This is a genomic window from Helicobacter sp. T3_23-1059, assembly GCF_053654515.1.
Genome location: NZ_JBSIUV010000014.1, coordinates 24,129 through 47,397 on the forward strand (window position 1 = coordinate 24,129; position 23,269 = coordinate 47,397).

24 protein-coding genes are annotated in these 23,269 nt (G+C 39.5%); 15 read left to right on the forward strand and 9 right to left on the reverse strand.

Annotation, left to right across the window (positions count from 1 at the left end):
• The first annotated feature begins 357 nt into the window (after nt 1-357).
• The 5 genes from nhaA to ACWIX0_RS05610 are packed head-to-tail and all read left to right on the forward strand — an operon-like array spanning nt 358 to nt 5,721.
• Complete coding sequence (nhaA, locus tag ACWIX0_RS05590) at nt 358-2,556, forward strand: Na+/H+ antiporter NhaA (RefSeq protein ID WP_454172670.1); 2,199 nt, start codon at nt 358-360, stop codon at nt 2,554-2,556.
• Nucleotides 2,557-2,599: 43 nt separating this feature from the next.
• Nucleotides 2,600-3,505 carry a glucose-1-phosphate thymidylyltransferase RfbA gene (gene rfbA / locus ACWIX0_RS05595; RefSeq protein ID WP_454172672.1) on the forward strand — a complete coding sequence of 302 codons (906 nt, stop codon included), beginning with the start codon at nt 2,600-2,602 and terminating at the stop codon, nt 3,503-3,505.
• A gap of 35 nt (nt 3,506-3,540) precedes the next feature.
• Entirely contained in the window at nt 3,541-4,692 is a 1,152-nt protein-coding gene (locus ACWIX0_RS05600; protein WP_454172674.1) for a dTDP-glucose 4,6-dehydratase, read from the forward strand.
• The gene (locus ACWIX0_RS05605) at nt 4,692-5,483 is read left to right on the forward strand and encodes a radical SAM protein (RefSeq protein WP_454172676.1); all 792 of its coding nucleotides are present in this window, start codon (nt 4,692-4,694) and stop codon (nt 5,481-5,483) included. The genes ACWIX0_RS05600 and ACWIX0_RS05605 overlap by 1 nt, the downstream gene beginning before the upstream one ends.
• Nucleotides 5,434-5,721: an SPASM domain-containing protein gene (locus tag ACWIX0_RS05610; RefSeq protein ID WP_454172677.1), complete on the forward strand. Its 288-nt coding sequence runs from the start codon at nt 5,434-5,436 to the stop codon at nt 5,719-5,721. The genes ACWIX0_RS05605 and ACWIX0_RS05610 overlap by 50 nt, the downstream gene beginning before the upstream one ends.
• Nucleotides 5,722-5,937: 216 nt before the next feature.
• Here ACWIX0_RS05610 and ACWIX0_RS05615 read toward each other — a convergent pair whose 3' ends face one another.
• From ACWIX0_RS05615 to ACWIX0_RS05635, 5 genes are all read right to left on the reverse strand, one after another.
• On the reverse strand, nt 5,938-6,171 hold the full coding sequence (locus ACWIX0_RS05615) for a hypothetical protein (protein ID WP_454172679.1): 234 nt from the start codon (nt 6,169-6,171) through the stop codon (nt 5,938-5,940).
• A gap of 162 nt (nt 6,172-6,333) precedes the next feature.
• A complete protein-coding gene (locus ACWIX0_RS05620; protein ID WP_454172681.1) occupies nt 6,334-7,626 on the reverse strand; it encodes a DNA ligase in 1,293 nt (430 codons plus the stop codon).
• Nucleotides 7,583-8,872 carry a sensor histidine kinase gene (locus ACWIX0_RS05625; protein ID WP_454172683.1) on the reverse strand — a complete coding sequence of 430 codons (1,290 nt, stop codon included), beginning with the start codon at nt 8,870-8,872 and terminating at the stop codon, nt 7,583-7,585. The genes ACWIX0_RS05620 and ACWIX0_RS05625 overlap by 44 nt, the downstream gene beginning before the upstream one ends.
• Nucleotides 8,845-9,159: a rod-binding protein gene (locus ACWIX0_RS05630; protein WP_454172731.1), complete on the reverse strand. Its 315-nt coding sequence runs from the start codon at nt 9,157-9,159 to the stop codon at nt 8,845-8,847. The genes ACWIX0_RS05625 and ACWIX0_RS05630 overlap by 28 nt, the downstream gene beginning before the upstream one ends.
• Before the next feature lie 108 nt (nt 9,160-9,267).
• Nucleotides 9,268-10,470, reverse strand: coding sequence for a flagellar basal body P-ring protein FlgI (locus tag ACWIX0_RS05635; protein ID WP_454172685.1), 1,203 nt, complete (start codon nt 10,468-10,470; stop codon nt 9,268-9,270).
• A gap of 295 nt (nt 10,471-10,765) precedes the next feature.
• On the opposite strand from ACWIX0_RS05635, the gene ACWIX0_RS05640 reads away from it, so the two are divergent.
• The gene (locus tag ACWIX0_RS05640; protein ID WP_454172687.1) at nt 10,766-11,104 is read left to right on the forward strand and encodes a c-type cytochrome; all 339 of its coding nucleotides are present in this window, start codon (nt 10,766-10,768) and stop codon (nt 11,102-11,104) included.
• Nucleotides 11,105-11,389: 285 nt separating this feature from the next.
• On the opposite strand, the gene ACWIX0_RS05645 is transcribed toward ACWIX0_RS05640, so the two are convergent.
• The gene (locus tag ACWIX0_RS05645) at nt 11,390-11,596 is read right to left on the reverse strand and encodes a hypothetical protein (protein WP_454172688.1); all 207 of its coding nucleotides are present in this window, start codon (nt 11,594-11,596) and stop codon (nt 11,390-11,392) included.
• A 136-nt stretch (nt 11,597-11,732) separates the two neighbouring features.
• Between ACWIX0_RS05645 and ACWIX0_RS05650 the strand changes: the two genes are divergently transcribed.
• Both ACWIX0_RS05650 and ACWIX0_RS05655 read left to right on the forward strand, forming a co-directional pair.
• Nucleotides 11,733-12,149: an outer membrane beta-barrel protein gene (locus ACWIX0_RS05650; protein WP_454172690.1), complete on the forward strand. Its 417-nt coding sequence runs from the start codon at nt 11,733-11,735 to the stop codon at nt 12,147-12,149.
• A gap of 32 nt (nt 12,150-12,181) precedes the next feature.
• Entirely contained in the window at nt 12,182-12,493 is a 312-nt protein-coding gene (locus ACWIX0_RS05655; RefSeq protein ID WP_454172692.1) for a hypothetical protein, read from the forward strand.
• Nucleotides 12,494-12,897: 404 nt separating this feature from the next.
• Here the strand turns inward: ACWIX0_RS05655 and ACWIX0_RS05660 are convergent, their stop codons facing one another.
• Complete coding sequence (locus ACWIX0_RS05660; protein WP_454172694.1) at nt 12,898-16,674, reverse strand: vacuolating cytotoxin domain-containing protein; 3,777 nt, start codon at nt 16,672-16,674, stop codon at nt 12,898-12,900.
• Nucleotides 16,675-16,944: 270 nt separating this feature from the next.
• Between ACWIX0_RS05660 and ACWIX0_RS05665 the strand changes: the two genes are divergently transcribed.
• Nucleotides 16,945-17,103 carry a hypothetical protein gene (locus tag ACWIX0_RS05665; protein WP_454172696.1) on the forward strand — a complete coding sequence of 53 codons (159 nt, stop codon included), beginning with the start codon at nt 16,945-16,947 and terminating at the stop codon, nt 17,101-17,103.
• Nucleotides 17,104-17,287: 184 nt separating this feature from the next.
• Here the strand turns inward: ACWIX0_RS05665 and ACWIX0_RS05670 are convergent, their stop codons facing one another.
• Nucleotides 17,288-17,545, reverse strand: coding sequence for an RNA-binding S4 domain-containing protein (locus ACWIX0_RS05670; RefSeq protein ID WP_454172733.1), 258 nt, complete (start codon nt 17,543-17,545; stop codon nt 17,288-17,290).
• Nucleotides 17,546-17,612: 67 nt separating this feature from the next.
• Nucleotides 17,613-18,113: a Sua5/YciO/YrdC/YwlC family protein gene (locus ACWIX0_RS05675; RefSeq protein ID WP_454172698.1), complete on the reverse strand. Its 501-nt coding sequence runs from the start codon at nt 18,111-18,113 to the stop codon at nt 17,613-17,615.
• A gap of 155 nt (nt 18,114-18,268) precedes the next feature.
• Here ACWIX0_RS05675 and fabD point away from each other — a divergent pair, with 155 nt between their 5' ends.
• The 6 genes from fabD (at nt 18,269) to ACWIX0_RS05705 (ending at nt 23,224) form a co-directional block, all read left to right on the forward strand.
• Nucleotides 18,269-19,204 carry an ACP S-malonyltransferase gene (fabD, locus tag ACWIX0_RS05680; RefSeq protein WP_454172700.1) on the forward strand — a complete coding sequence of 312 codons (936 nt, stop codon included), beginning with the start codon at nt 18,269-18,271 and terminating at the stop codon, nt 19,202-19,204.
• A 56-nt stretch (nt 19,205-19,260) separates the two neighbouring features.
• Nucleotides 19,261-20,031, forward strand: a complete 771-nt coding sequence (locus ACWIX0_RS05685; RefSeq protein ID WP_454172702.1) for a 5'-methylthioadenosine/adenosylhomocysteine nucleosidase — start codon at nt 19,261-19,263, stop codon at nt 20,029-20,031.
• A gap of 83 nt (nt 20,032-20,114) precedes the next feature.
• Nucleotides 20,115-20,615 (forward strand): type II secretion system protein, encoded by a 501-nt coding sequence (locus ACWIX0_RS05690; protein WP_454172704.1) that lies wholly within the window; start codon nt 20,115-20,117, stop codon nt 20,613-20,615.
• Between the two features lie 27 nt (nt 20,616-20,642).
• Nucleotides 20,643-21,128, forward strand: coding sequence for a type IV pilin protein (locus tag ACWIX0_RS05695; RefSeq protein ID WP_454172706.1), 486 nt, complete (start codon nt 20,643-20,645; stop codon nt 21,126-21,128).
• 201 nt (nt 21,129-21,329) lie between these two features.
• Complete coding sequence (locus tag ACWIX0_RS05700; protein ID WP_454172707.1) at nt 21,330-21,974, forward strand: META domain-containing protein; 645 nt, start codon at nt 21,330-21,332, stop codon at nt 21,972-21,974.
• 440 nt (nt 21,975-22,414) lie between these two features.
• Complete coding sequence (locus tag ACWIX0_RS05705) at nt 22,415-23,224, forward strand: hypothetical protein (RefSeq protein ID WP_454172708.1); 810 nt, start codon at nt 22,415-22,417, stop codon at nt 23,222-23,224.
• Nucleotides 23,225-23,269: the final 45 nt, after the last annotated feature.

Consider the following 23,269-nt stretch of genomic DNA (forward strand, 5'->3'; position numbering starts at 1 on the left):
CAAAAAGAGAATAGCTTTTAGTATTTAGCACAAATGTGAAAGCAATGTTAATGTATTTTTATTAACGCACAAATAAAACTTGCATAAAAACGCACATAAACCTTACATAAGCATTACATAAATTCACACAATGCCTAATATACATTGACACAAATCCATACAAATCGCATAAAAATCCACAAAAATACTCACATAGCACACAAAATCCCAAAAAATACCAAAAGATTAGCCTTAATCGCTTATAATTGCGCGTGTTATTAGGGTTTATGATTTTATGTTTGCCACTTGATTTTTATGAAATAACATTAAACAAAATATGCCATTCAAACGCAAAAATAAAACAAAAAAGGTTACCAAATGCCTAAAAAATCTGCCAAAAACACCAAGACTAATTCTTTAGATTCTAGCTTAGATTTTGAAGTAAAATCTAGCCCAAAATCTAGCGATAAGGCAGAATCTAACGATATGTCTTTTGAGGAATACATAAACCAATCTTGGGGGGATTTTGCTTTGATAAAAAAACCTAAAAAAGACACTCAAAAAACCCCCAAAAAAACAACCCAACAAGATACCAACAAAGACGCAAAATCCCCCAAAACTTCACAAACCAAAGACAATGAAACAAATCACACAAAATCTATAAATCCCGCAGAATCTATGGAATCTACAAATCCTACAAATATGTCAAATACACAAAACAATGCAATTAGTCAAAATACCGATGAACTAGAGGGGCTAGATGATTTAGATGATTTTAGCGATAATATCGATAGCAGGCAGGATTTTGCGCGAGGTATCACGCCAAATCTTAGCGATATTGAGCGAGAATTTGACGGGCAAGGCATTGATGATTTTGAAGATTTGCAAGAGTTTGAGGAGAGTTTGGAGGGGGATTCTAGTCAGCCTAAGTTGCCTTATTTTACAAAGACTTCGCGACATAGATTTCATAGCGCACAAGCCATAAATGTCAAAGATAGGCTAAAAAAAGGGCTAAATACATTTATTAGCCACGAATCTTTTAGCGGGGTATTGCTGTTTTTTTGCGTGATTTTTGCTATGGGCGTGGCAAATTCCGCGTTTGCAGAAAAATATTTTGCATTTCAAGAGTTAAAACTTGGCGTGTTTTTTGGCGAGGGGCACGCAGGGATGTCGATTTTGCATTTTGTAAATGACATAGCGATGAGCTTTTTTTTCTTAATGATTGGGCTAGAGATGAAAAGAGAGATTCTCTATGGCGAGCTAGCAGGAGCAAAAAAAGTCATTTTCCCTATGCTTGCCGCGCTTGGAGGGATTGTAGTCCCCATAGGAATCTATCTGTTTTTTAATCACGGCACGCCTTCAGCTGTGGGATTTGGCGTGGCGATGAGCACGGATACGGCTTTTGCGCTTGGTGCGATACTCTTTCTAGGCAAGCGAGTGCCTCTTAGCCTAAAGGTTTTTTTGGTCACGCTTGCGGTGGTAGATGATTTGGGAGCGATTTTTGTCATAGTGATTTTTTATACGCAAAATCTGCAAATTTCTTGGCTTATCATTGCGCTTATTATTTTAGCTGTGCTGATTTATTTTAACCAACAAGATACGCGCAAAACCTCAAGTTATTTATTTTTAGGCGTGCTTTTGTGGATAGCAGTGCATAATAGCGGAATCCACGCCACCATAGCAGCCGTGCTTTTGGCGTTTTGTATCCCCGGTCGTTCAAATGTCTCTGATATTGCGCTTTTGCGATTGCGCGAAGAGCTAAAAAAAATCACGCATATCACGCAAAGCGGGCGAAACTTTTTTGAAACACAAGCAAAAAAAGAAGATATGGGAGGATTTCGCCAAACTTTAGCAAGCCTAAAGAAATTTTTTAGCTCTAAAGAAAGCGAGCGCACATTTAACATACAAGAGCAAAGTCAGCGCGTCCAAATCCTAGAATCTATCGCCAAATATTCTCACGCCGCACAAAATCCACTGCTTCAGCTACAAACATTTTTGCACCCTTTGTGTTCGTATTTTGTAGTCCCATTTTTTGCGTTTGTAAATGCAGGCGTGCGCATAGATTCTAGTATAAATTTTGATTTAGACCATATATTTTTAGGGACGATTTTGGGGCTAGTGGTGGGGAAACCCATTGGGATTTTGGTTTTTTCGTTTTTGGGTGTGAAGCTAGGAGTGGCGACTAAGCCAAATGATTTATCATTTGGACATATATTTGCCACAGGGTGTTTAGCGGGCATAGGCTTTACGATGTCTATTTTTGTGGCAAATCTAGCTTATGATCACGAAGATGCTATCATTTTATCTAAAATCTCTATTTTATATGCTTCTTCGCTAGCACTTATCATTGGGATTTGTCTTTTGTATTTTTTTACAAAGCCAAAAGAGCCTGTGTATCTGCTAGAATCTAAACGCGATTTGCCTAGTGATATTTCTAGCCCTAGCGGAGAATCTAGCGCATTTGCTATGCCAAAAGATAATGACAAAGCAAAGGATTTTGCGCTAGATTTAGCATTCACAAAAGAATCTGCCAAACATCATATAAAAGATTCTACTTCGCAAATCAATCTAAAATAATCTAAAATTATGAGATTATTTTTAAAAATTTACAAGGAAGCAAATGAAACACATAAATACAAAAAGCACAAATTTTAAGGGCATAATCCTAGCAGGGGGCTCTGGCACGAGGCTTTACCCCATCACAAAGGGCATTAGCAAGCAACTTTTGCCCGTTTTTGACAAGCCGATGATTTATTATCCGCTATCTGTGCTTATGCTAGCGGGGATTCGCGAGATACTTATCATCACTACGCCCCAAGATAGCGCAAATTTTAAGGCACTTTTGGGAGACGGAGCGGATTTTGGGGTAAATCTTAGCTATTGTGTGCAGCCTAGCCCTGATGGGCTTGCCCAAGCCTTTATTTTAGGGGAATCTTTTTTAGGCGATTCGCCCTCTTGCCTTGTGCTAGGGGATAATATCTTTTATGGTAGCGGACTGACACCCCTGCTAGAAAATGGCGTAACGGACGCACAAAATGGCTTTGCCACGATTTTTGGCTACAAGGTGCGCGACCCGCAACGCTATGGCATAGCAGAGTTTAACGCGCAAGGCGAAGTCATAGGCTTAGAGGAAAAGCCTGCCCTGCCAAAAAGCGATTATGCGGTAACGGGGCTGTATTTTTACCCACGCGGAGTGAGCAAGCTAGCAAAGCAAATAAAACCAAGTGCGCGTGGCGAGCTAGAAATCACCACGCTAAATCAAATGTATTTGCAATCAAACCGCCTAAAATGCGCGACTATGGGGAGAGGCTTTGCGTGGCTTGACACAGGGACGCACGATTCGCTATTAGAGGCGAGTAGCTTTATCCAAACCTTGCAAAAACGGCAAAATCTAAAAATCGCGTGTTTAGAGGAAATCGCCTATCTAAATGGCTGGATAGATGCGGATAAATTGCGTGAGTTGGCGAGCAAACTTGATAAAAACGACTATGGTGTGTATCTTAGCTCACTTGCAAATGCAAGATAGGCATTTTAAAATTTAAAGCGCAAAAAGGATAGCAAATGAAAAGCATACTTATCACAGGTGGGGCGGGGTTTATCGGGAGTAATTTTATCGAGCATTTTTTGCGCGAATATTTGCCAAAATGTGCGGATAAAGATAGCACGATTATCAATTTGGATTGCCTCTCTTATGCGGGGAATTTGGAGAATCTAAAAGGCGTAAAAGCGCATAAAAACTATCATTTTATAAAGGGCGATATTTGCGATAGTGTGCTAGTTAGCGAGATTTTTGCAAAGTATAATGTAACTAGCGTGATTCACTTTGCTGCTGAATCGCATGTGGATAATTCTATCGCCACGCCCGAAGTATTTATCAAAACAAATGTCTATGGCACTTGGAATCTGCTAAATTGCGCGTATAAACATTGGCTAGATTCGCCATTTTGCCACAAAAAAGGCTATGAAAACGCGCTTTTTCACCACATTAGCACCGATGAAGTCTATGGCACACTTGGGGAGAGTGGCAAATTTAGCGAAACCACCCCTTATGCGCCAAACTCGCCTTACTCTGCCTCAAAGGCATCTAGCGATATGATTGTGCGAAGCTATGCGCATACTTTTGGATTGCATTGCGTGATTACAAATTGCTCAAACAACTACGGAATGCACCAACACGATGAAAAGTTAATCCCCACCATTATCCGCAACGCGCTTTTAGGCAAAGAGATTCCCATCTATGGCGATGGCAAAAATGTGCGCGATTGGCTTTTTGTAGAAGACCATTGCGATGCGATTTGCGCGGTGTTTGCGTATGCGAGAAATAAAATCCTCGCGCTAGATTCAAATGGGGGGGGGGAATTACTAAATGAAAATCCAAAAAACAGCCCCCAAAATCAACGCATTTTTGATGAAAACAAAGTCTTTTTTGAGTGCTTTAATATCGGTGGCAACGAAGAAAAAGAAAATATTGATATTGCAAAGAAAATCTGCGCCTACTTAGATAAAAAATTGCCCAAAAAAGAAACTTACGCAAAGCAGATTCGCTTTGTCAAAGATAGGGCGGGACACGATAGGCGATATGCCATAGATTCTACCAAACTGCAAAAAACGCTAGGGTGGAAGCCAAAGCACAGCTTTGAATCTGGCATAGCAAAAACAATAGAGTGGTATATCAAAAAATATACCCAAAGCAACAAAACGGAGTATGGATAATGAAAATAAATAACTTCAACTCAGATGAAAAGATTTTGCGCTACACGGGCAAAATCGACCACTTTTACAATTCTCACAAAACTCTCATCGTAACCGAACTTGACTTAACCAACAAATGCAATCATCGCTGTCCGGGCTGCTGTGGGCATAATGAAAATAATGCCGAGCTAAACAAAGAGCAAGTAGAATCTGTGGTGCGCAATCTAAGGGCTATGGATAATAAAGGCGTGATTTTAAGCGGTGGAGGTGAGCCTACTTGTTCGCCACATTTTGAATACGCCATAAAATTGCTAAAAAACGCAGGGCAAAATATCGGGCTAAATTCACACGGAATGAATCTTAATGAACGATTAAATGAAATCATAGCGGAGAATTTGGAGTATTTTAGGATTAGCATTGATGCGGGGAGTGCGGAAATGTATGAGAAGATTCACGGAATGAAGCCAAAACACTTTGAAAAAACTTTGGCAAATATTGAGAGTTTTGCAAATACTAAGGTGCGACTTGGGAGCAAGACTAGCTTTGGCGTGGGGTTTCTCACAAGCAATATCACGCAAGGTGATATGGAATCCTTTGTAAAGTTAGTTAAAGAGAGGGGAGCAGATTTTGCGCAATTTCGCCCATTTACAGGCGATAGGCTTGATATTACAAATAAACTTTTAGAATTGCGCGAAAAATATGAGGATTCAGAATTTAAAATCGTGGCGAGCTATCAAAAATACAAAGAAATGGAAGGCTTAAATGAAGGTGCTGGGCGTGGATATGACAAATGCCACAGAATGTTTTTTTAGCACGGTGATAAGTGCGGATTTTAAGGTGTGGGCGTGTTTGCATTTTCGGCAGAGTGCGAAGCATTTTTTGGGGGATTTAGAAAAGCAGAGTTTGGAGGAGATTTGGCGTGGTGCGCGAATTAGGGAAGTGTATAATGCGATTGATTGTGCGAAATGCCCGATTTTGTGTCGCAACGATAGCTTTAATCGCACGCTTAATAAACTAAGCTTAGATATTACAAATAGTGAGTTTTTGTGAGGGCGTGAAGCAAATATTAAAAAAGTGCGATTTATTGCAATCCAAACTTTTTTTAAATTAACGCAAAGTGCATTTATAAAAAATCTGTTTTTGGCTTGGTGATTCTAGCAGGTTTTATCAGTGTGAAAAATCTAAGAAGTGCAATGCAAATAAACCTCAATCCATAACAAAAAGTTAAGTTTATTTGCATTGCTTAAAGTTGGCTATGTTGTGCTTTTACTCATCTGGTTTATCGCATTCTTGCTCGATTTTCTTAGCAACTACTTCCATTTGCCTACCATTTCCAAAATATAGCAAAAACTCTGGGTATCGCCATCCTTCCTCATAGTTTGGGTTTTTGACTACCATAGCGGTTAGATTTACGCCTATTTTGCCTACCAAAATTTCCTCCCCTAGACTATTTTTATTCCTCCAAAGTCCCGTGATTAGCGTTGGTTGTTTATCGCTCATTTAGCTCTCCTGCTAGTTTATTAAGCTATCATTATAGCCAATTTTACCCTAATCAAACGCGCTAAACTCGCTCTTTTTATAGGTTTTACACAAAAGAAAAAATTAACTTATTAGGTTGGATAAAACCAAAATCTTTTTGTTGATTTTTAGCGATTTTAGTTGTCATTGTGGAGAATAGATTCTAAGAAATATTGGGAATCTAGGCAGTCCATTTTTGGTTATCCCATAGTATTTATAAGTGATGATTGTGCCAAGTGGCGGTGGGTTTGCCCTCATTTTGTCGCTAAAACCGCTACCGATTTTAAAGCGGATTTTATCAATGGAAGTTTTTGGATTTGTAGCAGGATTTAGAGATTTTTTGGTGGCAGGCGTGTTTGTTTGTAGTGTGGATTTTGATAAGTTGGATTTTGGTAGCTCTAGGCTTTCGCAAGTGATAGAGCCTAGAGCGTTTGCGTATTTGCCTTTGCCGATATTATGCGCGATTACCACGCATTCAGCGTCTTCATAGCCTTTTAGCTTCATCGCATTTGGCGTGCGAAATCTCTCATAAGGCGCACTATTTTTGCGAATCACAATCCCCTCGCCACCGCTTTTTATGATTTCTTTTAGTTTAGAATCTAGCTCTTTTTGATTATTGATAGGTATCTGTGGGATAATATGCAGCATAGATTTTGAGGCAAAATCTATGCTAGAGTTTTGCGCTAAATGCTCGTTTTTTTCTAGCCATTTTTCTAGCACCGCTAGTCGCTCTAAAAGCGTGCAAGATTTTATTTTGCTAGAATCCATTTTTGCAAAATTCGTTTTTTTCAAATCAGTATTTGTCAAATCCATATTTAAAAAATCATCACAATTAGGCACATCAAAGATAAAATACCCCACTTTTTGCCACTCATCGCATTTGCATTGTTCGCACTCATTTTCGCCCCTGCTTACTATGCTTAGCACCTCTTCAAACCTCCCCCTATCGATAAAAAGCTCGCCATCAAGTAAAAAAGGTGGCAATCTATCTAGCCAACATTTTGGTGCGCTAAAAATCCTCCCATTCCTGCTTTTTAGATTTTCCCCATCCCAAATGGCGCGCACGCCATCTAGTTTTTCACTCATCACATAGCCCTTAAATGTGCCATTTTCTAGCAATTTTTTATCAAATTTACTAAGGGCAAAAACTTTAGAATTTTCACTAGAATTTGCATAAAAATCCGCGCTAGATTTTGCGCTAAAATCGCTACTAAAATCCACATTAGCATTTACGCTAGAATCTACAACCAAATCTAGCGCATTGCTAGAATCTGCGCTAGATTCTAAGCTAGCAAAGCTAAGCCCCACAAAGCACACAAAAATCATACAAATAAATCTAACACACATAAAAAACCTTAAAAACGCAATATTTCTAAATGATTGACAAAATCCATTACGCTCGTTTAATCCGCACGATAAATTGCTTGTCTTTGGCATTTAGCGAGATAAAGCCTTGATGGGATTGTATGATTTGGCGTGAGAGTGCTAGCCCTAAGCCATTGCCTTTTAGCTTGGTGCTGATAAATGGCTCAAAAAGTGCGCCCTCATCAAAATTTTCATCAAAAGGCTTGCCATTATCCTGTATGCTAAAAACTAGCCAATCGCCTTCTAACACTGCTTCTATGGATACTTTGCCACTTTGTGCTTCCCCCTCTTCGATCGCATCAATGGCGTTAAAAAGAAAATTTTGCAACGCAATCAACATCAAATCCCTATCAAAAAGCGCGACTTTATCGACAAACCTAAAATCAAAATCTATATCTTTGCCAAAACTATAATACGCAAGTATTTCGCGTAGTTCTTGCTCTAAAGAAGCGATTTTGTTGGGAGTTTTGTTTGCGTTTATGCCTTTTGAAAAAAGCAATGTCGCTTTGATGATTCTCTCCACGCGAAAAATGCTTTTTTGGATTTCATAAATGAGGGGCTTTTGGATTTCTGTGGCGCGATTTGCAAGCGTAGAAATAAGTAGCGAGATAGAGCCTATGGGGTTTCGTATCTCGTGTGCGAGGTGGGCAGAGATTTGCCCCATCGATGCTAGTCTATCTTGACGCTTTTGAAGCGTAATATCAGTAGCGGTAATTAGCGTGTATTGCCCCTGCTCATCAAAATCGCTTGTTTTAGAATCACTTGCTTGGACATAGGTTGTTTGGATAAGGTAGATTTTATTTTGGTAGGTGATTTCTTCTTGTGTGGGATTTTTGGTGGATTTTGGGCTAGATTTTGTGATGGTTTTGGTGCTAGATTTGGTTTTAATGTTAGGATTTGTGGCGTTTTTTGCCCCTGCTTTATGGCTTTTGCTAGAATCTGTGCTGTGTGTTTTTAGCTTTTCTAGTAGAGGATTTAAATCTTTAGCAAGCTGATTTTGATAAAAAAAACCCCCTTTAGGATTATACACCCATATCGCTTCAGGCAATGTCTCAATCACGCGTTCATACAGGGCTTTTGCGTCTTTTACCTCCCTCTCATAGCTATAAGATATGCGGATAAATTCTTCTAGCAATGCCTTAATATTTTCAGGGTTATTTTCTTTTAAAATATCACCTTGCAAAATATCGGTTTGTAGCTTCTCACTATCCAAATTTTGCAAACTAGATTCTTTGGTAGGGTTTTTTGGCATTTTTAGACTTTTAAGCGCGTTTATGTGAAATGAAAATCCTAGATTTTGCCCTGCTCTTTTAGCCAATCATATAGGGCTTTAGAATATCCAAAACCACCTGATAGTTGCCCAGCTAGCGTTTCTTTATACATACTATGATATATGTCGCTACCGGGCTCTTTTGGGAAAAGTGGGTCTTCTAGCTTTAGCGCGTTATCAAGCATAAATTTTAATAAAATCGCTTCAAACGCATCTGTTTGCTCTTTTAGTGCTTTGTCCTCTTTGCTTTGTGCGCTATGCTGCGGTGCGTTTTGTTTATCTAGCTTTTGTGTAGAATCTAGCGAGTTTTTTAGCGCGTTTGCTTTTGAGTGCAATGTCGCCTTGTTGTTTAGACTAGATTCTAGGGATTTGATTTTTAGTGCTTCGTATTGATTTAGCGCGCCTGTGCTATCTATTTTCATTGTAGTTCCTTTGGCAAACTGCTATATTACTTCTATCGGCGTGGCAATCGCCCCGCTTTGTCGCATAGCTTCCAAAATCGAAATCATATTTTTTGGGCTAGCTCCCATTTTTTGCAGAGCCTTTACCACGCTAGAAATAGTCGTGGCTTTTTCGCTCGCACTGATTACGCCAGCCCCAGCATCAAAGCTACTTGTAGAATCTAGCTGTTGGAGATTTTCGCCCTCAAGCGGTTCATTGGTGATTTTTAGCGTGATATTTCCGCTTGTAACTACCACAGGACGCACAGGAATATCTATGCCCGCTACGATTGTGCCAGATTTTTCATCGATGATGATTTTGTTTGCTTGGGAGTAGTCGATTTGGACTTCTTGGATAAGGGCTAGAAACTCCACAGGCGTTATGTCTTGGGGTTTTTGCACCTTTATCGTGCGCGAGTCGATGGCTAATGCAGTTTGCTCGCCAAAGATTTTATTTAGCGATTCTTGGATTTTTACAGCGTTTTGGAAATTGCTAGATTTTAGGCTTAGCGTGATAGAATTTTGGCTAAAAAGATTATATGGCACTTCTCGCTCGACTACCGCGCCTTGCGCTACTACCGCGCTTAGAGCATTGCTTGAAGTCCCTGTGGTAACGCCACCTTGTGCCACTGCGTAGATATTGCCATCTACGGCACTAAGCGGTGTCATCACCAAAATCCCTGATTCTAGCGATTTGGCATCGCCGATAGAAGAGATTTTGACATCTAGTCTATCGCCCTGCCTTGCAAATGGTGGCAAATCCGCCGTTACAAGCACCGCTGCGACATTTTTGGATTTTATAGATTCTGCATCGACTTTGACATTTACGCTCTCTAGCATATTTGCGATAGATTGCATTGTAAAGCGCGAGCTTGTTTTGTCCCCCGTGCCATTTAGCCCGATGACAAGCCCATAGCCGATTAGTTGGTTATTGCGCACGCCTACGACATTTGCGATTTCGCTGATTTTTTCTGCTTTAGCAGGGGTAAAAATCCCTAACGCCACTCCACCTAGCAAAATCGCTACAAACACTCTGCCCGCATAGCTTTTAATAGCATTGCCAAATATGCTTTTTAGGCATTTTGCTAGGGCTGATTTTGGCTTTGTATCTTTTGTGCTAAAGCTAGCACTACCCCTCCAATCGTCCCAAAAATTATGCAAAAATTGTCGTAAAAAAACTTGTTTTGTCCCAAAATTATCTCGCATAGATTCTCCTTAATGTGCGTTATGTGCGTTTATCTTAGATGTTCGCAATGCTTGCTAGCATTTCTTTATACAAGGTAGAAGCAAAATAGATTCCATTTAAGTAAGATTTTTATATAGATTTTGTAGTTTTTGAAGTTTGGATAATCTCAAAAGTTTTGTAACTTTATCTCATTTTTATTAGTTTTTTGAGAATATAATATTTTGGTTTTTGGATATGATTTTGCCAAAATCTTAGACGCACAAAATCACCCAAACAACTCACAACAACGACACTTCCAACCACTAAGGAGCAAAAATGAAACCCCAACAACATACGCTAAAAAAGACGCTTATTTTAGGTGCGCTTGCACTATCTTTTAGCATTTTGACACTGCAAGGGGCTGACCCAGCTACTATCATCAAACAACGATGCCAATCCTGCCACGGACCAAAAATGGAAAAACAAGCACTCGGCAAAAGCAAAATCACAAACACCCTAACCCCTGCGCAAATCAAAACCGCACTTCTAGGCTACAAGGCAAAGACGCTAAATACTTTTGGGCTAGGTGCGACTATGTGGGGGCAAGCAGCTTCTCTTAGCGCAGATGACATTGAGGCATTGTCAAAATATATCCCCACACTTAAAGGGAAATAGTCAAATTGATAGCTTTTGATTTTGCCACATTTACGCAAAGGGGGCTTTAAAGAAACGGGGGGTGCTTCTCATTGCGAGATTCTAGGCTTTTGTCAAAAAGGCTAGAATCGTGGTAATCTATCACTGCAAAAATCCAAAAAACACGCTTTTTTGACAAAATCTAATAAAATCGATTTTTACGCAAGTATTGCGATTTGTTTGCGATGACGGATTTTGTCATATTTAGGCTTTGAAAAAGCCGAAATATCTCTATTTATTTGTGTATTTTGAGATATTTTGCTACGCTTAAGTATAGTAAGCGGATAGATTGCCACGCGTGGCGTAGTTATGCTTGCAATGATGAGGCTTTTTGCTTTGCGCTTGCGTTATGCTAAATATGACAAACGCTGTAAATGCAATATTTTGCGTGTTAAGTTTTTGTGTGTCAAGTTTTTGCGCGTTTGCGCGAAATGTAGATTTGTGATAATCCACAAAATCTGTGGAATAATCCATAAAATAATGTATAAAAAAGGATTATCTAAAGATTATATAAATTTGATAAAAGATTAGATTTTATTGATTTTGCTTAGTTGCTATTAACTTTCTAAGCGATATAATCTTGCCTCTAAATTTCACATAAGGAGGCACTATGAAAGTGCAAAAAGTTTTATTAAAAAAGAGTGTCGCTATGGCGAGTATGGCGTTTTTGTTGGGGGGGCTTAGCATAGCTGCCCCTGCGCAAAAAGCTCCAAAAGAAGCAAAAGATTCTTCTAGCGGATTTTTCTTGGGCGCGGAGCTTGGGTGGATTGCTTCATTTACAAAAGAAACTACCACCGAACAAAATGCTACAACTACCACAACTACAAGCGCAAATCAATTTTCACCTGCAACGAAAATTGGTATAAAACTTGGATACACGCATTTTTTTAATAAATGGGTGGGTATAAGAGGCTATGCTAGCTATCATTATGGATTTAATGCTAGTGATTCTACAACCAACGAAACAAAAATACCACCACAAAAACTTCAATTCTTAATTCTTATCATCAAGTCGCGGGAAATGTAGAAGCTACATTTAAATTTTTTGATTTGAGTGGTGTGGGGCTAGGTGCTTATGCTGGATTAGGTGCTGGCTATGGCTCGGCAGATACAAGCTCAACTACGACTGAAGCAAATACCGCAACCACCACAAATACAAAAGTCGCAAATGGTTTTGTCCTGCCTGTAAATGCTGGGCTAGAGGTATATATGGGCAAGCACCACAATGCTAGCTTAAACTTTAGAATCCCAACTCTTGCTTATAGCAAATCTGTCGGTGCTGGCACTAATGCTGAAGGTGAAGCTACCGCACCTACTACAACCTCAATACGAAATCTCATCATTACGCTAGGATATTCTTATACATTTTAGATTTTGGATTTAATGCTAGGATTTTGCTTAGTCGTTGTTTGGCTAAGCTATCTTAGCATTATTTGCTTTGGTGCAAAGCAATGATGATAAAGCAAAATCTTAGAAAATCAAAAAAGAGCTTAAAGGTAAGGAATAACAATATCACTTATTGCGAAGTCATATCAAAATCTAATATGCAAAAAACATATAAAAACCAACTTCAAAAAATCTAAACTTTCATACAACTAATTTTGCATAAAACTAAACTTATAAAATTTAAGGTTGCAAAATCTAGGCTTACAAAAATATAATCCTGCAAAATCTAATCTTATAAAATCTAAACTCATAAAAATCTAAACTCGCGCAAAATCAAACATATACAAACTCATAAACCCCCGCAAAAACCAACCCCCCCCCAAAACTTCCTAAAATACGATTCTGCTACCTAGATTTGCTTGCACGCCTATATCTTTGTAGCTAAGCCCTGCTTTGCCACCGAGTGAAAAATTTACAAACATTCGTCTGCCTAGCTGGACTTCCCCACCTGCGCTTGCTAGGACAAATGTATTTAGATTGTCGCTTTTTTTGTAGTTTAGCGACTCTTCGCCTACAAATCGCACTTGCAGGATTTCGCCTCCTGTTACAAACATATCTTTTTGTGCGCCAACATTTACAAACCAATATGAGCCTTTATTTAGATATTGCCTTGTTTCTAGGGCTAGATTTAGCGCGATTAAATCACGCGCACTCTGTGGGGATTGGACAGCTAGATTTTGCGCTGGGGCGTTTGGATTATCAGCACTTACGATTTGTTTTGATTCTGCGTTTAGCGCACCTGTAAATATATGATAGTAGCTAACTCCCACATTTGGCTTAAATACAAATCCGCTAGATTTTAAGCTAAAGATATAGCCGTAGTTTGCATTGGCGTTTATGGTGTGTGTGTTGTATTTGTAGCTTTGGTCTAGGCTAGATAGCCATACATTTTGGCGCGTTACCAAATCCTCGCTATTCATACCAATAGTGTAGCCCACATTGACATCGATTTCGTTGTTTTTTAGCATTGTGCGGGAGTAGATACCTGTATTTACATTGTGGCTTTGGTTTTTTAGTAGGTTGGCAGTGTAGTTGCCATAGCCATAGGAGGCGACTAGCCCTAGTATGATTCCATTTTCTCCTAGCGGGATAAACCTATCATACCCCACATTTGCGCCATATAGCGTGCCATATCCACCATCGACAAAGCTAGCACTTCCTAGCGCGTTTGCCCAGAGGTTGTTATAAAACTCGTGGCGATTTGAAAATTTATACAAAAATCCAAAATCCACTCCCCCCGCATCGCTTTTTATCCCTCCGCTTGCGGCATATCGCTTTTGTGATAAAAGCTCTGCAAAGCGGTAGTTTTCCTCCTCTTTGTCGATTCTAGCGAGTTTGACTAGCCTTTGTGCTTTTGCTAAATCAGAGGCAAAGCGCACAGAAGAGGCGGCGTTTGATTTTCGCTCGGTGGATACTAGCTGCTCAAGGGTATTGTTTAGCTGTTTAGCTGTCTTTTCAAAGAAACTTAAATCATAATTTAGCATATTTGTAGCTGTCCAAGTTATGCCTTTTTGGTGCAAAGCTAGCACATCAAACCATTTGAAAATATCAGATTCTAGGTGGGTTACTTTTTTTTCTACTGCGCTATTTTTTTCTTGCTCACTCAAGTTTTTGCAACTATCTGTCGTGCAACTTGCTAATTCGCTTTGGGTAAAATCCCCTTTGCCTGCTATGGTATAGACTTTCTCGCTTGTGGGAGATTCTGTGGTGGTTTTGTTTGCGCCATCAATCGTAGTGGAAAATGAGCTATTTAGCCTTGTTTGCGTGGTTTGCTTTTCTTGCGCACCTTTTGAGATTCCGCCGATTTTTGCCACTGCTTCATCGCCACCTTTTTGCCAGATATAGTATCGTATATCATCGATGTCATAGGGGTTTTTATAATCTATGGCAGTAGCTTTTATGCCTATGGTGGAGTAGTCTGCGACTTTTTCAAATTTTAGCCCCGCTTTTTCTAGTCTCAAAAAATTATCCGCAGTGCTAGCACCAAAATCTAATCTGCTAGAATCTTTACCCCCCGCATAGATTCCAAACATTTGCTTAATGGTATTGCAATTTTCTACATTATCGGTGCAATGAAATGTGCTTGTGCTATCTTTATTTGTTAGATTATATTCTATCTCGCCCGCGTCTATGAAGCGATAAGTCTTGCCTGCTTGTATGTTGAGATTTTCTAAATTTTTGCCCGCATAAGTGATAGATAAAAACGGCTTAGTTTTATCACTGCTATCTACATTTAGCGTAACCTTGCCAAGTATGGGCGTGGTATTTACCTCATAAGCCCTAGATTTTACTTGGATTTGGCTTGTGGCATCCATAGTGATAGAACCACCACTTTGCAGAGTTAGGTTGTGAAATACCGCAGTTGAGAGGTTTGACATATTGATATTTGTTATATTGGTGTTTTGGATATTGCTTGCGTATAGTCCTGCCATAGTCCCTAAGTTTAGGTCTGTGATATTTAGTGTAGAGCCTTTGACAAAAGAGTTTGTCCCAGAGCCTCCCTCGCCATTGCTATCCGCCCCGCTCGTGCCAAAAAAGCTAAGCCTAGCGGTATTTGCTACCTCACACCAGCCCCACGGAGTAAGCCCGCATTCATCTAAAGTCATCTTATCAAAAGTGTATGTGCCACCCTCTTTTGTCCATATCTGCGTCCCTGTGCCATAAAATCCGCCATTTGTCTGCCTAGCATTTATGCGGATAGAATTTGCGCTTAGATTTTTATTTGCATTTAGATAAAACGCTGAACCTATGATATTTCCTAGCTTTGCGTTGCCTTTGACACCGCTAATATCTAGCATAGCCCCTTCCCAAGTTTGCTGCTTGGTGAGAAATGAAATCGTCCCGCTATGCTCTAGATTCCCCCCTGCTTTTATCGTCATACTATCGGGTGCGCCGATACCTGCTAGCTGATTTAGCAGGGAAATATTTGTGTTTTTTAAGTCAATATTTTGCCCCGCTTCTAGCGTTACGCGAAATCTACCTGCGGTATCGGTGGAGTTATTTATCCCACGATTTGAGTAAATCGCGCCATTTGTTTCTACTTTTATGCTTCCCCCTGCTTTGATATGTGCATAAGTGCCAAACGCGCTGATTCCGTTATTTCCTACCAATTCTAGTGTGTCAAAGGAAATATCCCCCGTAGTTGTTTTGACTTCGATTCTGCCCTCCATAGAGCCATTTAGCGCGGAGGCATTGACTTGCAATTTTGTCGTGCCTAGCTCGATTTTATCTTTTGCAAAAATTTCAATCACCCCGGGATTTACAGCCGTGCCTGCGGAGAAATCTAGATTCCCATTTCCCGTGATAGAGCCATTTTCTTTAGGTGTCCATTTAAGCACTTTTTCACCTTTTTCATTTTGAACTTCATTTTGGATATAGCCAGCCATTAGTCGTATGGCATTTCCCCGCGAAGTGATAGAAGAGCCATTGTTTAGGTTGATATTTGTGCCTGAAGTTATGCCTACTTCGCCACCAAAATCTGCGTTTGTCTTATCAAGCGTAATATCGCCATTTGTGTTAGTTAGGTGCATTTTGAAGCCATTAGAGCTAGCCTGCAAAGTAGAATCTTTAAAACTAATGCCATTTGTCGCTTTGACAAAGAAATTGCTATATTGCAAGCCTGCGTGATTTAGCTTCAAATCTAGCGAATCCGCTCTAAAGCCCCCGCTAGAGTCAAAATCTAGCTGCACGCCTCCACCTGTGCCCCACGCATTGCCCCCGCCAATCGTGCCTGTGAGATAAATATCTTTTGCGCTAAATTTGGTAGTGATATAGCCTACAAGTCCGCTCTGCCAGCCATCGCCACCAAACCAAATGTTAGAATCTGTTTTAGGGGATTTTGAGGTATTGCCAAAGATAAGTGTGCCATTTGTGTAAGTTTGACTAAAACTAGCCCCGCCAGTGCTCCAAGTGCGCGTGCTACCCACAGAGAAAATCCCTGAATTTGCGTTATTTTCGTTTTTTAAATTATAAACAGAATCCGTAATATTATTAGCATTAGAAGTGTGAGAAAGTCCGCACAGCGCAAACACAAGGGCTACGCTTAGCGTGATGGTGGATTTTGTAGTGGGTTTTGGTATATTTGTATGGAGTATAGTTTGTTTCATTATGACTCCTTAGCGTGTCGCTATCAATGTCCTGCCGTGTCTTTATGATTTTGCTTTGATTCAATATTTATCTAAAAATAATGCGATTATAACAAAAAACAAAAAACGATACATTTACCTTAGTATAACTTTCGTCTAACTTTTGGGACTGACTTTAAGCGATAAATTCTAGCATTGTTTTCTATACAAATATTATTCCTAAATTGTCATTGCCACGCATTACACAATGTCATACTTTAAGTTTTAGTCAAAATATCCAAAAAGTAGATTTTGCAAATAAGCCAAATTTGCAACATTTTGCAACATAATGTAAATTTGCACAAAAGTTTGGATACTTCGGTAGCTTTGCTTCATCAGTATGATGAATATAACGAGCGTTTTTGTCATTGCGATGGGGATAAAACCCACCCCCTAGCCCCCTCGCGCTAAGGGAGGGGGCTTATTTAGATTGCTACGCTTACTTTGCCAGCTCACAATTTATGATAAAGCAAAATCTCGCAATGATAAAAAAACATTTGCTTGCAATGGCTATAAAGCAAACGCTTGCGATGACAAAATTTTACTTTACAATAACGCCAAAACGCACAAAAACGCCAAAACGCACAAATTTTGCTTATTTGCCCTCGCTTATTAGCTTTGCATATTCGCTAGATTTTGCTTTTGGGATTGATTTTGTCGTAGGGATTGCTAGAACTTCATAGATTTTGGTTGATTCTAAAAATCTTAGCGTGATTTTATCGCCTACTTTGACTTCTTTGCTTCCTTTTGCGATTATGCCATTTATCTCTACTACGCCTAAAGCGCACATATCTTGGGCGATTTTGCGCGACTTTAGCACATTTGTAGAGTTTAGAAATTTATCGATTCTCATTTTTTCCCCTTTTGGATTTTGTTTGGATTTAGGTTTTGCTAGATTTTTGCGCATTTATTTTGCGCTTTTAGTGTCGCAAGATTTTTGCTTTATGCTTGCTTAGCTTGTAGATTTTGCTAGGCTTTGCCTCAAAAATCCCCCTAGAATTTAGCACGATAATATCGGCATTTTGCAGTGCCCACGCTAGATTAAACGGCTTGCCACTTTCATTTGCCGAAGTGCTATAAAGCCCTCCAAAATGGGATAAAAACTCCCTATGCGCATTGCTAAAATCTATATTAGAATCTAGCGTAAAATCTAGCTTTTTAGATTCTGCAACTACACGAAAACTCTCTTTATTTGGCAAAATAAAGCTTGTTTTTTTAGCATTTCGCACGATTTTTTTGGCAAAAGGTGGAATCCTAAAGCGAGATTTTAGCTCCCTAAAATCGCTTAAAGCAAGCAGTATTTTTTGATTTTGCGCACGCTTTTTTATGGCATTTAGCTTTTTGGCATTAGCGCAGAGAAATCCCGCTGTGGTGTCGCTCTGAGTCAAAAATATGGGGCAATCAAAATCTAGCTCTTTCATTTAGCACAATCCTTAAAATATAAAAAATTTGAAACATTATATCAAAACATACAAAAACACAAAATCTAAGAAATTCTAAGCAAAAAATTGATAAAATACGCGTTTTGCAAAAAATAAGGCGCAAAAATACACAACTTTTTTAAAGCGAGGTAATTATGCAATATGCGTTTATTTTCCCGGGTCAAGGCTCTCAAGCTATCGGAATGGGCAAAGATTTTTATGACAATTTTGAAGTAGCAAAAGAAATGTTTGGCATAGCTAGCGAGAAGCTAAAGCTAGATTTTGCTAAGCTACTTTTTAGCGAAAATGACTTATTAAACCAAACCCAATACACCCAGCCAGCGATTTTTTTGATAAGTCAAATTGCCCACACTATTTTGCAACAAGAATCCCCACTTTTAGCCAAATTTGCCTTAGGGCATTCGCTAGGCGAGATAAGTGCGCTATGCGTGGCATTAGGCATTGACTTTGAAGATGGGCTATATCTCACGCAAAAAAGAGGCGAGCTAATGCAAAAAACTTGCGAAAATATCGATGCAGGAATGCTTGTAGTCGTGGGGCTAGAGGACGCCAAGCTAGAGAGGGCGTGTGAAAATCTACGCAAAGATGGCAAACAAATATGGTGTGCAAACTATAATGGCGATGGGCAAGTCGTTTGCGCTGGGAAAAAGGCTGATTTAGATTTTGCTACCAATGCGCTAAAAGATTTGGGTGCTAAACGCGTATTGCTACTGCCTATGTCTGTGGCTAGCCATTGCCCATTATTAGAGCCTATGAATGCAGAATTTGAAGCGTTGCTAAAGCCAATGCTAAAAGATAGCTTTGCACTGCCTATCATCTCAAATGCCAATGCGCTACCCTATAACAACGCAAAAGACGCCCTAAAACTGCTAAGTTTGCAACTAACCTCCCCCGTGCTATACAAACAATCTATCCAAAGCATAGATAACGAAGTAGATGCCTATATCGAGCTAGGACACGGCTATGTGCTAAAAGGGCTAAACAAACGGCTAAGTCAAAAACCCACGCTAAATGTAAGCGACACAGAATCACTAAAAGCCACCATAGCCCAAATACAGCAAAATGGCTAAAATCTATCAAATGCGACAAAAAAAGCGAGTCAAAAGCGTATCTTAAGGAGCGATAAATGCACGACAAAAACGAATCTAGTATAAAATCTAATATTGCACCAAACTACCAAAAAATCGGTATCATCGGTGCTATGCAAGAAGAAATTACGCCGTTGTTAAATCTTTTTTCCACGCATACCGCGCTTGCTGTGGGGGGGAATATCTACTATGAGATTCCATACAAAAATGCCACTTTATATGTCGCATATAGCAAAATAGGCAAAGTCCATAGCGCGATGACTGCTACCACGATGATAGCGCATTTTGGCTGTGAGGCGATAATCTTTGGCGGTGTGGCAGGCGCGCTAAATCCACATCTAAAAATCGGCGATATGCTAATTGCTACCAAGCTATGCCAGCACGATGTGGATATTAGCGCGTTTGGGCATCCGCTAGGATTTATCCCTGAAAGCAAGTTATTTGTAGAATCTAGCAAGATTTTAAATGGCATAGCAAATCTTGTCGCACAAGAATATAGCGCGGAATGTGGAGTGAAAAATGGCGAAATCCTGCTAAAAGAGGGGATAATCGCTTCAGGCGATGAGTTTGTGCATAGTGCGGAGAAAAAACAATGGCTAGTGGATAATTTTGGCGCGGACGCAGTGGAGATGGAGGGTGCTAGCGTGGCGGTGGTGTGCGATAGCTTTGGCGTGCCTTTTTGTGTGTTTCGCTCTATCAGTGATAGTGCTGATGGTAGCGCGGAAGTGAGTTTTGATGAGTTTTTGGACTCAAGTGCGAAAATCTGTGCGGAGTTTGTCAAAAAAATGCTTGATAAGATTTTAAGCTAGATAGCATTTTTTCTCTTTTTGTGCAAAGCCATTTTGCACAAAGCAAAAACGCAAAAAATAACAAGACAAAAATAAGGAAAAATATGCAACAAATACAAAAAACAAGACGCATAAATAGACATTTCAATAAACATTTTCATAGACACTCCAAAAGCGCGTTTAGCCTTATTGAGCTAGTGTTTGTCATCGCTGTGGTTGGGATATTAGCAGCTATTGCTATCCCAAAGCTAAGTGCTACTCGCACCGATGCGCAATATGCTGCCATCAATAAAGACATACAGGCTATTATCTCATCTATCCAAGTAGCCGCCACCACACAGGACAATCTCGCTTCTAGTCTAAAAGGAGATTTTATAATGCGTATCGCAGGGCTATCCCCACTGCGCTGGATAGCGCAGGGAAATGGCGTGCGACTAAGCAAAGATGGCACAATCGATACGCAAAATAACTGCGTGATAATCGATGCAAGCGCGCAAACGCTAAATATAGAGATTGCCCCGCTATCTAGCTCGCCACTTTGTCAAAAACTACTAAAAGCATATCCAAACCCCCTTAGAATCAATTTGCAAGATTCACTGCTTTAGATTTTGCATAACATTTGGGTTTAGATTTTGTCGCTTAGTTTAGATTTTGCACGGGAAAAAAGCGCAATCAAAGCAGGGCATACAAAAAGCGCGTTTAGCCTTATTGAGCTAGTGTTTGTCATCGCTCTTTTGGGTGTGCTAGTCGTGGCTATCCCTAGCTTTTTACACACAAAAGAAAAATCTTGCTATGCTAAGTTAGCGCAGTCTTTGGCGATTTTACAAGAGAGATTTTCACTGCTTTATACTTCTTTTACGCTTAGTCCAACACCACTTGCAACGATGCAAGAATCTAGCTTGCATTTATTGCAAACTTCGTTGCAAAATAGCGATTTTGACAATACCAAAAACTGCCAACTAACTTTTAGCAAAAATCGTCTAATCGCAACTGCGGGAAATCAAAATACCATTTTTAGCATAACTCCAAGCGATTTTAGCGAACAGCCCGCTTTTAAGTGCAATTTCACAACAAATGCGCTTTGTCGCAAAATCTTAGAGCGAACCAAAATCCGCTAAAATCCATTAAGTGATTTTGAGCAAGCCAGAAAACGAAATGTTGGTAAATTTTTTGTAAAATTTTGGAGTAGATTTTGCTTTATATTACGATAAAAAGCCCGTGAAAAAACTAAAGCAAGACAAAAGCAAATCATTCTAGCTATTACCCATACATACGCGCTTTATGCGCCACTTCTAATCCCCACAAAAAAAGGAAAAAAATTGACACACACAAAAAAAAATATCTTAAAACTAATGGCGATAAATATAGCGATTATATGCGGATTTAGCGGGTGTTCGTTGTTTGATTTTATCCAGCGCAAAGCCACACAGGGCAACCTCCCTGCAAATGAATGGTATATCCAAAAAATCGTTGTTTTTAGTGAAAATGGTAGCGAAAATGGCGAGGAGTTTCTCTCTCCTCAAGTGCTAGCACAAAATGCGCAAGAATCACTAAAAAATGGCTTGCCACAAGAATCTAATCAGCAATCCGCTACAAGTGAGCAACATAGCCAGAATGCTAGCGAAAATAACGGCAATAATGGTAGCAACGCAAGTCAGCCAACGCCCATATATGAGCTAGCACAAATCGATAAAATCGCCACAATGGATTTTGATGCAAAAGAAAATAGGATTTCAGGGGAGAGTGGCTGTGGCTCGTATTATGCGCGGTATTCGTGGAATGATAGGACTCATTTAGAGATTATCCCGGGCAGTGCTACGCGCAAGATTTGCACGCCAAGAGAGGTTACAAGGTTTGAATTTCGCCTTGTGCGCGGACTTGATGGGGTGTTTGAAATCACGCATAAAGAGGACAAAAGCCTAATCCTAAAAAGCGAAAAAATGACAATCTACCTTTATCGCTAAAAATAATATATTTTATAGTTGTTGTTTGTTGAATAATTAAGGCTATTTTTGATTATTGATTGGTTTTTTTAGATTTTGGGCTATATTTTTTGATATGTGGTAAAAATTTTTTGGTATAAAATCCATAAACAATCAACAAATATTTTTGCAAAATCTAGCAATATTTGCAAAAATATTTTAAAAATTTTTGCAATGTTTTTTGCAAAAATCTAAACTATCATTTTTGCTAAACCCCCTAAAATACGCTATTTTAAGCCCAAAATTTAATGGTAAATCTGCATTAAATATTTAGTTAATATTAAGTAAATAATTAGTAAATATTCAGTAAATATTAAGGTTTGTTTGACTACAATGCAATTACAAATTCATTAGGCAACTATAAAATCATTAGCCACACCAAAATCTAGCTAATGATAATTGCTTAATTTAAGGAGCATACTATGTTAGACTCAAAAAAATTCATCGTGGCAGTCTCTGTCGTAGCTATCGTGTTTGTATGCGGTATATGGCTAGGATTTGCCCTCAATGACAACAAAATCGCAACCGAGCGAAAACTAACCATAAATCAGGAAATGGAAGTGCGCTCTAAAGCTGAACCAGACACATTTAAGGCAAAAATCCGCATACAAGGTAGCAACGCTTTGCGTGCGCTATCTAAGCTAAATGATGATCAAAGTGATAGTTTGGTGCAGACTTTTGAAGCAGTCTCTAGACTCATAAAGGCAAATAAAGAGATTTGCTCGGGCGGTAGCTATGGATATGCGCCAGAAGTGTATTATGAGCGCAATAGACGCAGGGTAGGTTTTAGTGCTAGCCAAGAGATTGAATGCAGTTTTGGTATTGAGCAAAAAACTTCTTATGAAAAATTGCTAAAAGCTGTGGGTGTAGAAGTGGGGCGAAATGCGTTGCTTACGCTTCCATTATTGCCTTTGCAAGCGATTGTTACCCCTGAGCAGATTGATAAAAATACCCAAGAGATGCGAACAGAATTGCTAAAAAAAGCGCAAGGCGTTGCAAAACAATATTCTAAGGCTTTGAGGCAGGAGTGCAATATCGAGGATATAAATTTCCAAGAAGTAGATAATCTAAAAGCACCAAAAGCGCAAGGCAGAAATGGCGTAATGGCGATGAGTGTAGAGCCAGCCTCTGCCAAATCCGCGCTAAATAATCGAGAGCTATCACTTCCTACGACAAAAGAGGAAGATTTGGTGCTAAATGCTAGCTTTATCATAGGCTGTATGCCAAAATAGCGATTTTGTTTGTAATCCATTCATAGCGTTAAATCCGCATAAAAT

Excerpts from the sequence above, each read along its gene's own strand:
- ACWIX0_RS05640 (WP_454172687.1), top strand. The coding sequence starts at position 10,766 with ATGAAACCCCAACAACATACGCTAAAAAAGACGCTTATTTTAGGTGCG.
- rfbA (WP_454172672.1), top strand. The coding sequence starts at position 2,600 with ATGAAACACATAAATACAAAAAGCACAAATTTTAAGGGCATAATCCTA.
- ACWIX0_RS05670 (WP_454172733.1), bottom strand. The coding sequence starts at position 17,545 with ATGAGAATCGATAAATTTCTAAACTCTACAAATGTGCTAAAGTCGCGC.
- ACWIX0_RS05650 (WP_454172690.1), top strand. The coding sequence starts at position 11,733 with ATGAAAGTGCAAAAAGTTTTATTAAAAAAGAGTGTCGCTATGGCGAGT.
- ACWIX0_RS05615 (WP_454172679.1), bottom strand. The coding sequence starts at position 6,171 with ATGAGCGATAAACAACCAACGCTAATCACGGGACTTTGGAGGAATAAA.
- ACWIX0_RS05705 (WP_454172708.1), top strand. The coding sequence starts at position 22,415 with ATGTTAGACTCAAAAAAATTCATCGTGGCAGTCTCTGTCGTAGCTATC.
- ACWIX0_RS05635 (WP_454172685.1), bottom strand. The coding sequence starts at position 10,470 with ATGCGAGATAATTTTGGGACAAAACAAGTTTTTTTACGACAATTTTTG.
- ACWIX0_RS05690 (WP_454172704.1), top strand. The coding sequence starts at position 20,115 with ATGCAACAAATACAAAAAACAAGACGCATAAATAGACATTTCAATAAA.
- ACWIX0_RS05600 (WP_454172674.1), top strand. The coding sequence starts at position 3,541 with ATGAAAAGCATACTTATCACAGGTGGGGCGGGGTTTATCGGGAGTAAT.
- ACWIX0_RS05660 (WP_454172694.1), bottom strand. The coding sequence starts at position 16,674 with ATGAAACAAACTATACTCCATACAAATATACCAAAACCCACTACAAAA.
- ACWIX0_RS05675 (WP_454172698.1), bottom strand. The coding sequence starts at position 18,113 with ATGAAAGAGCTAGATTTTGATTGCCCCATATTTTTGACTCAGAGCGAC.
- ACWIX0_RS05620 (WP_454172681.1), bottom strand. The coding sequence starts at position 7,626 with ATGCCAAAGACAAGCAATTTATCGTGCGGATTAAACGAGCGTAATGGA.
- ACWIX0_RS05610 (WP_454172677.1), top strand. The coding sequence starts at position 5,434 with ATGAAGGTGCTGGGCGTGGATATGACAAATGCCACAGAATGTTTTTTT.
- fabD (WP_454172700.1), top strand. The coding sequence starts at position 18,269 with ATGCAATATGCGTTTATTTTCCCGGGTCAAGGCTCTCAAGCTATCGGA.
- nhaA (WP_454172670.1), top strand. The coding sequence starts at position 358 with ATGCCTAAAAAATCTGCCAAAAACACCAAGACTAATTCTTTAGATTCT.
- ACWIX0_RS05645 (WP_454172688.1), bottom strand. The coding sequence starts at position 11,596 with ATGGATTATTCCACAGATTTTGTGGATTATCACAAATCTACATTTCGC.
- ACWIX0_RS05605 (WP_454172676.1), top strand. The coding sequence starts at position 4,692 with ATGAAAATAAATAACTTCAACTCAGATGAAAAGATTTTGCGCTACACG.
- ACWIX0_RS05685 (WP_454172702.1), top strand. The coding sequence starts at position 19,261 with ATGCACGACAAAAACGAATCTAGTATAAAATCTAATATTGCACCAAAC.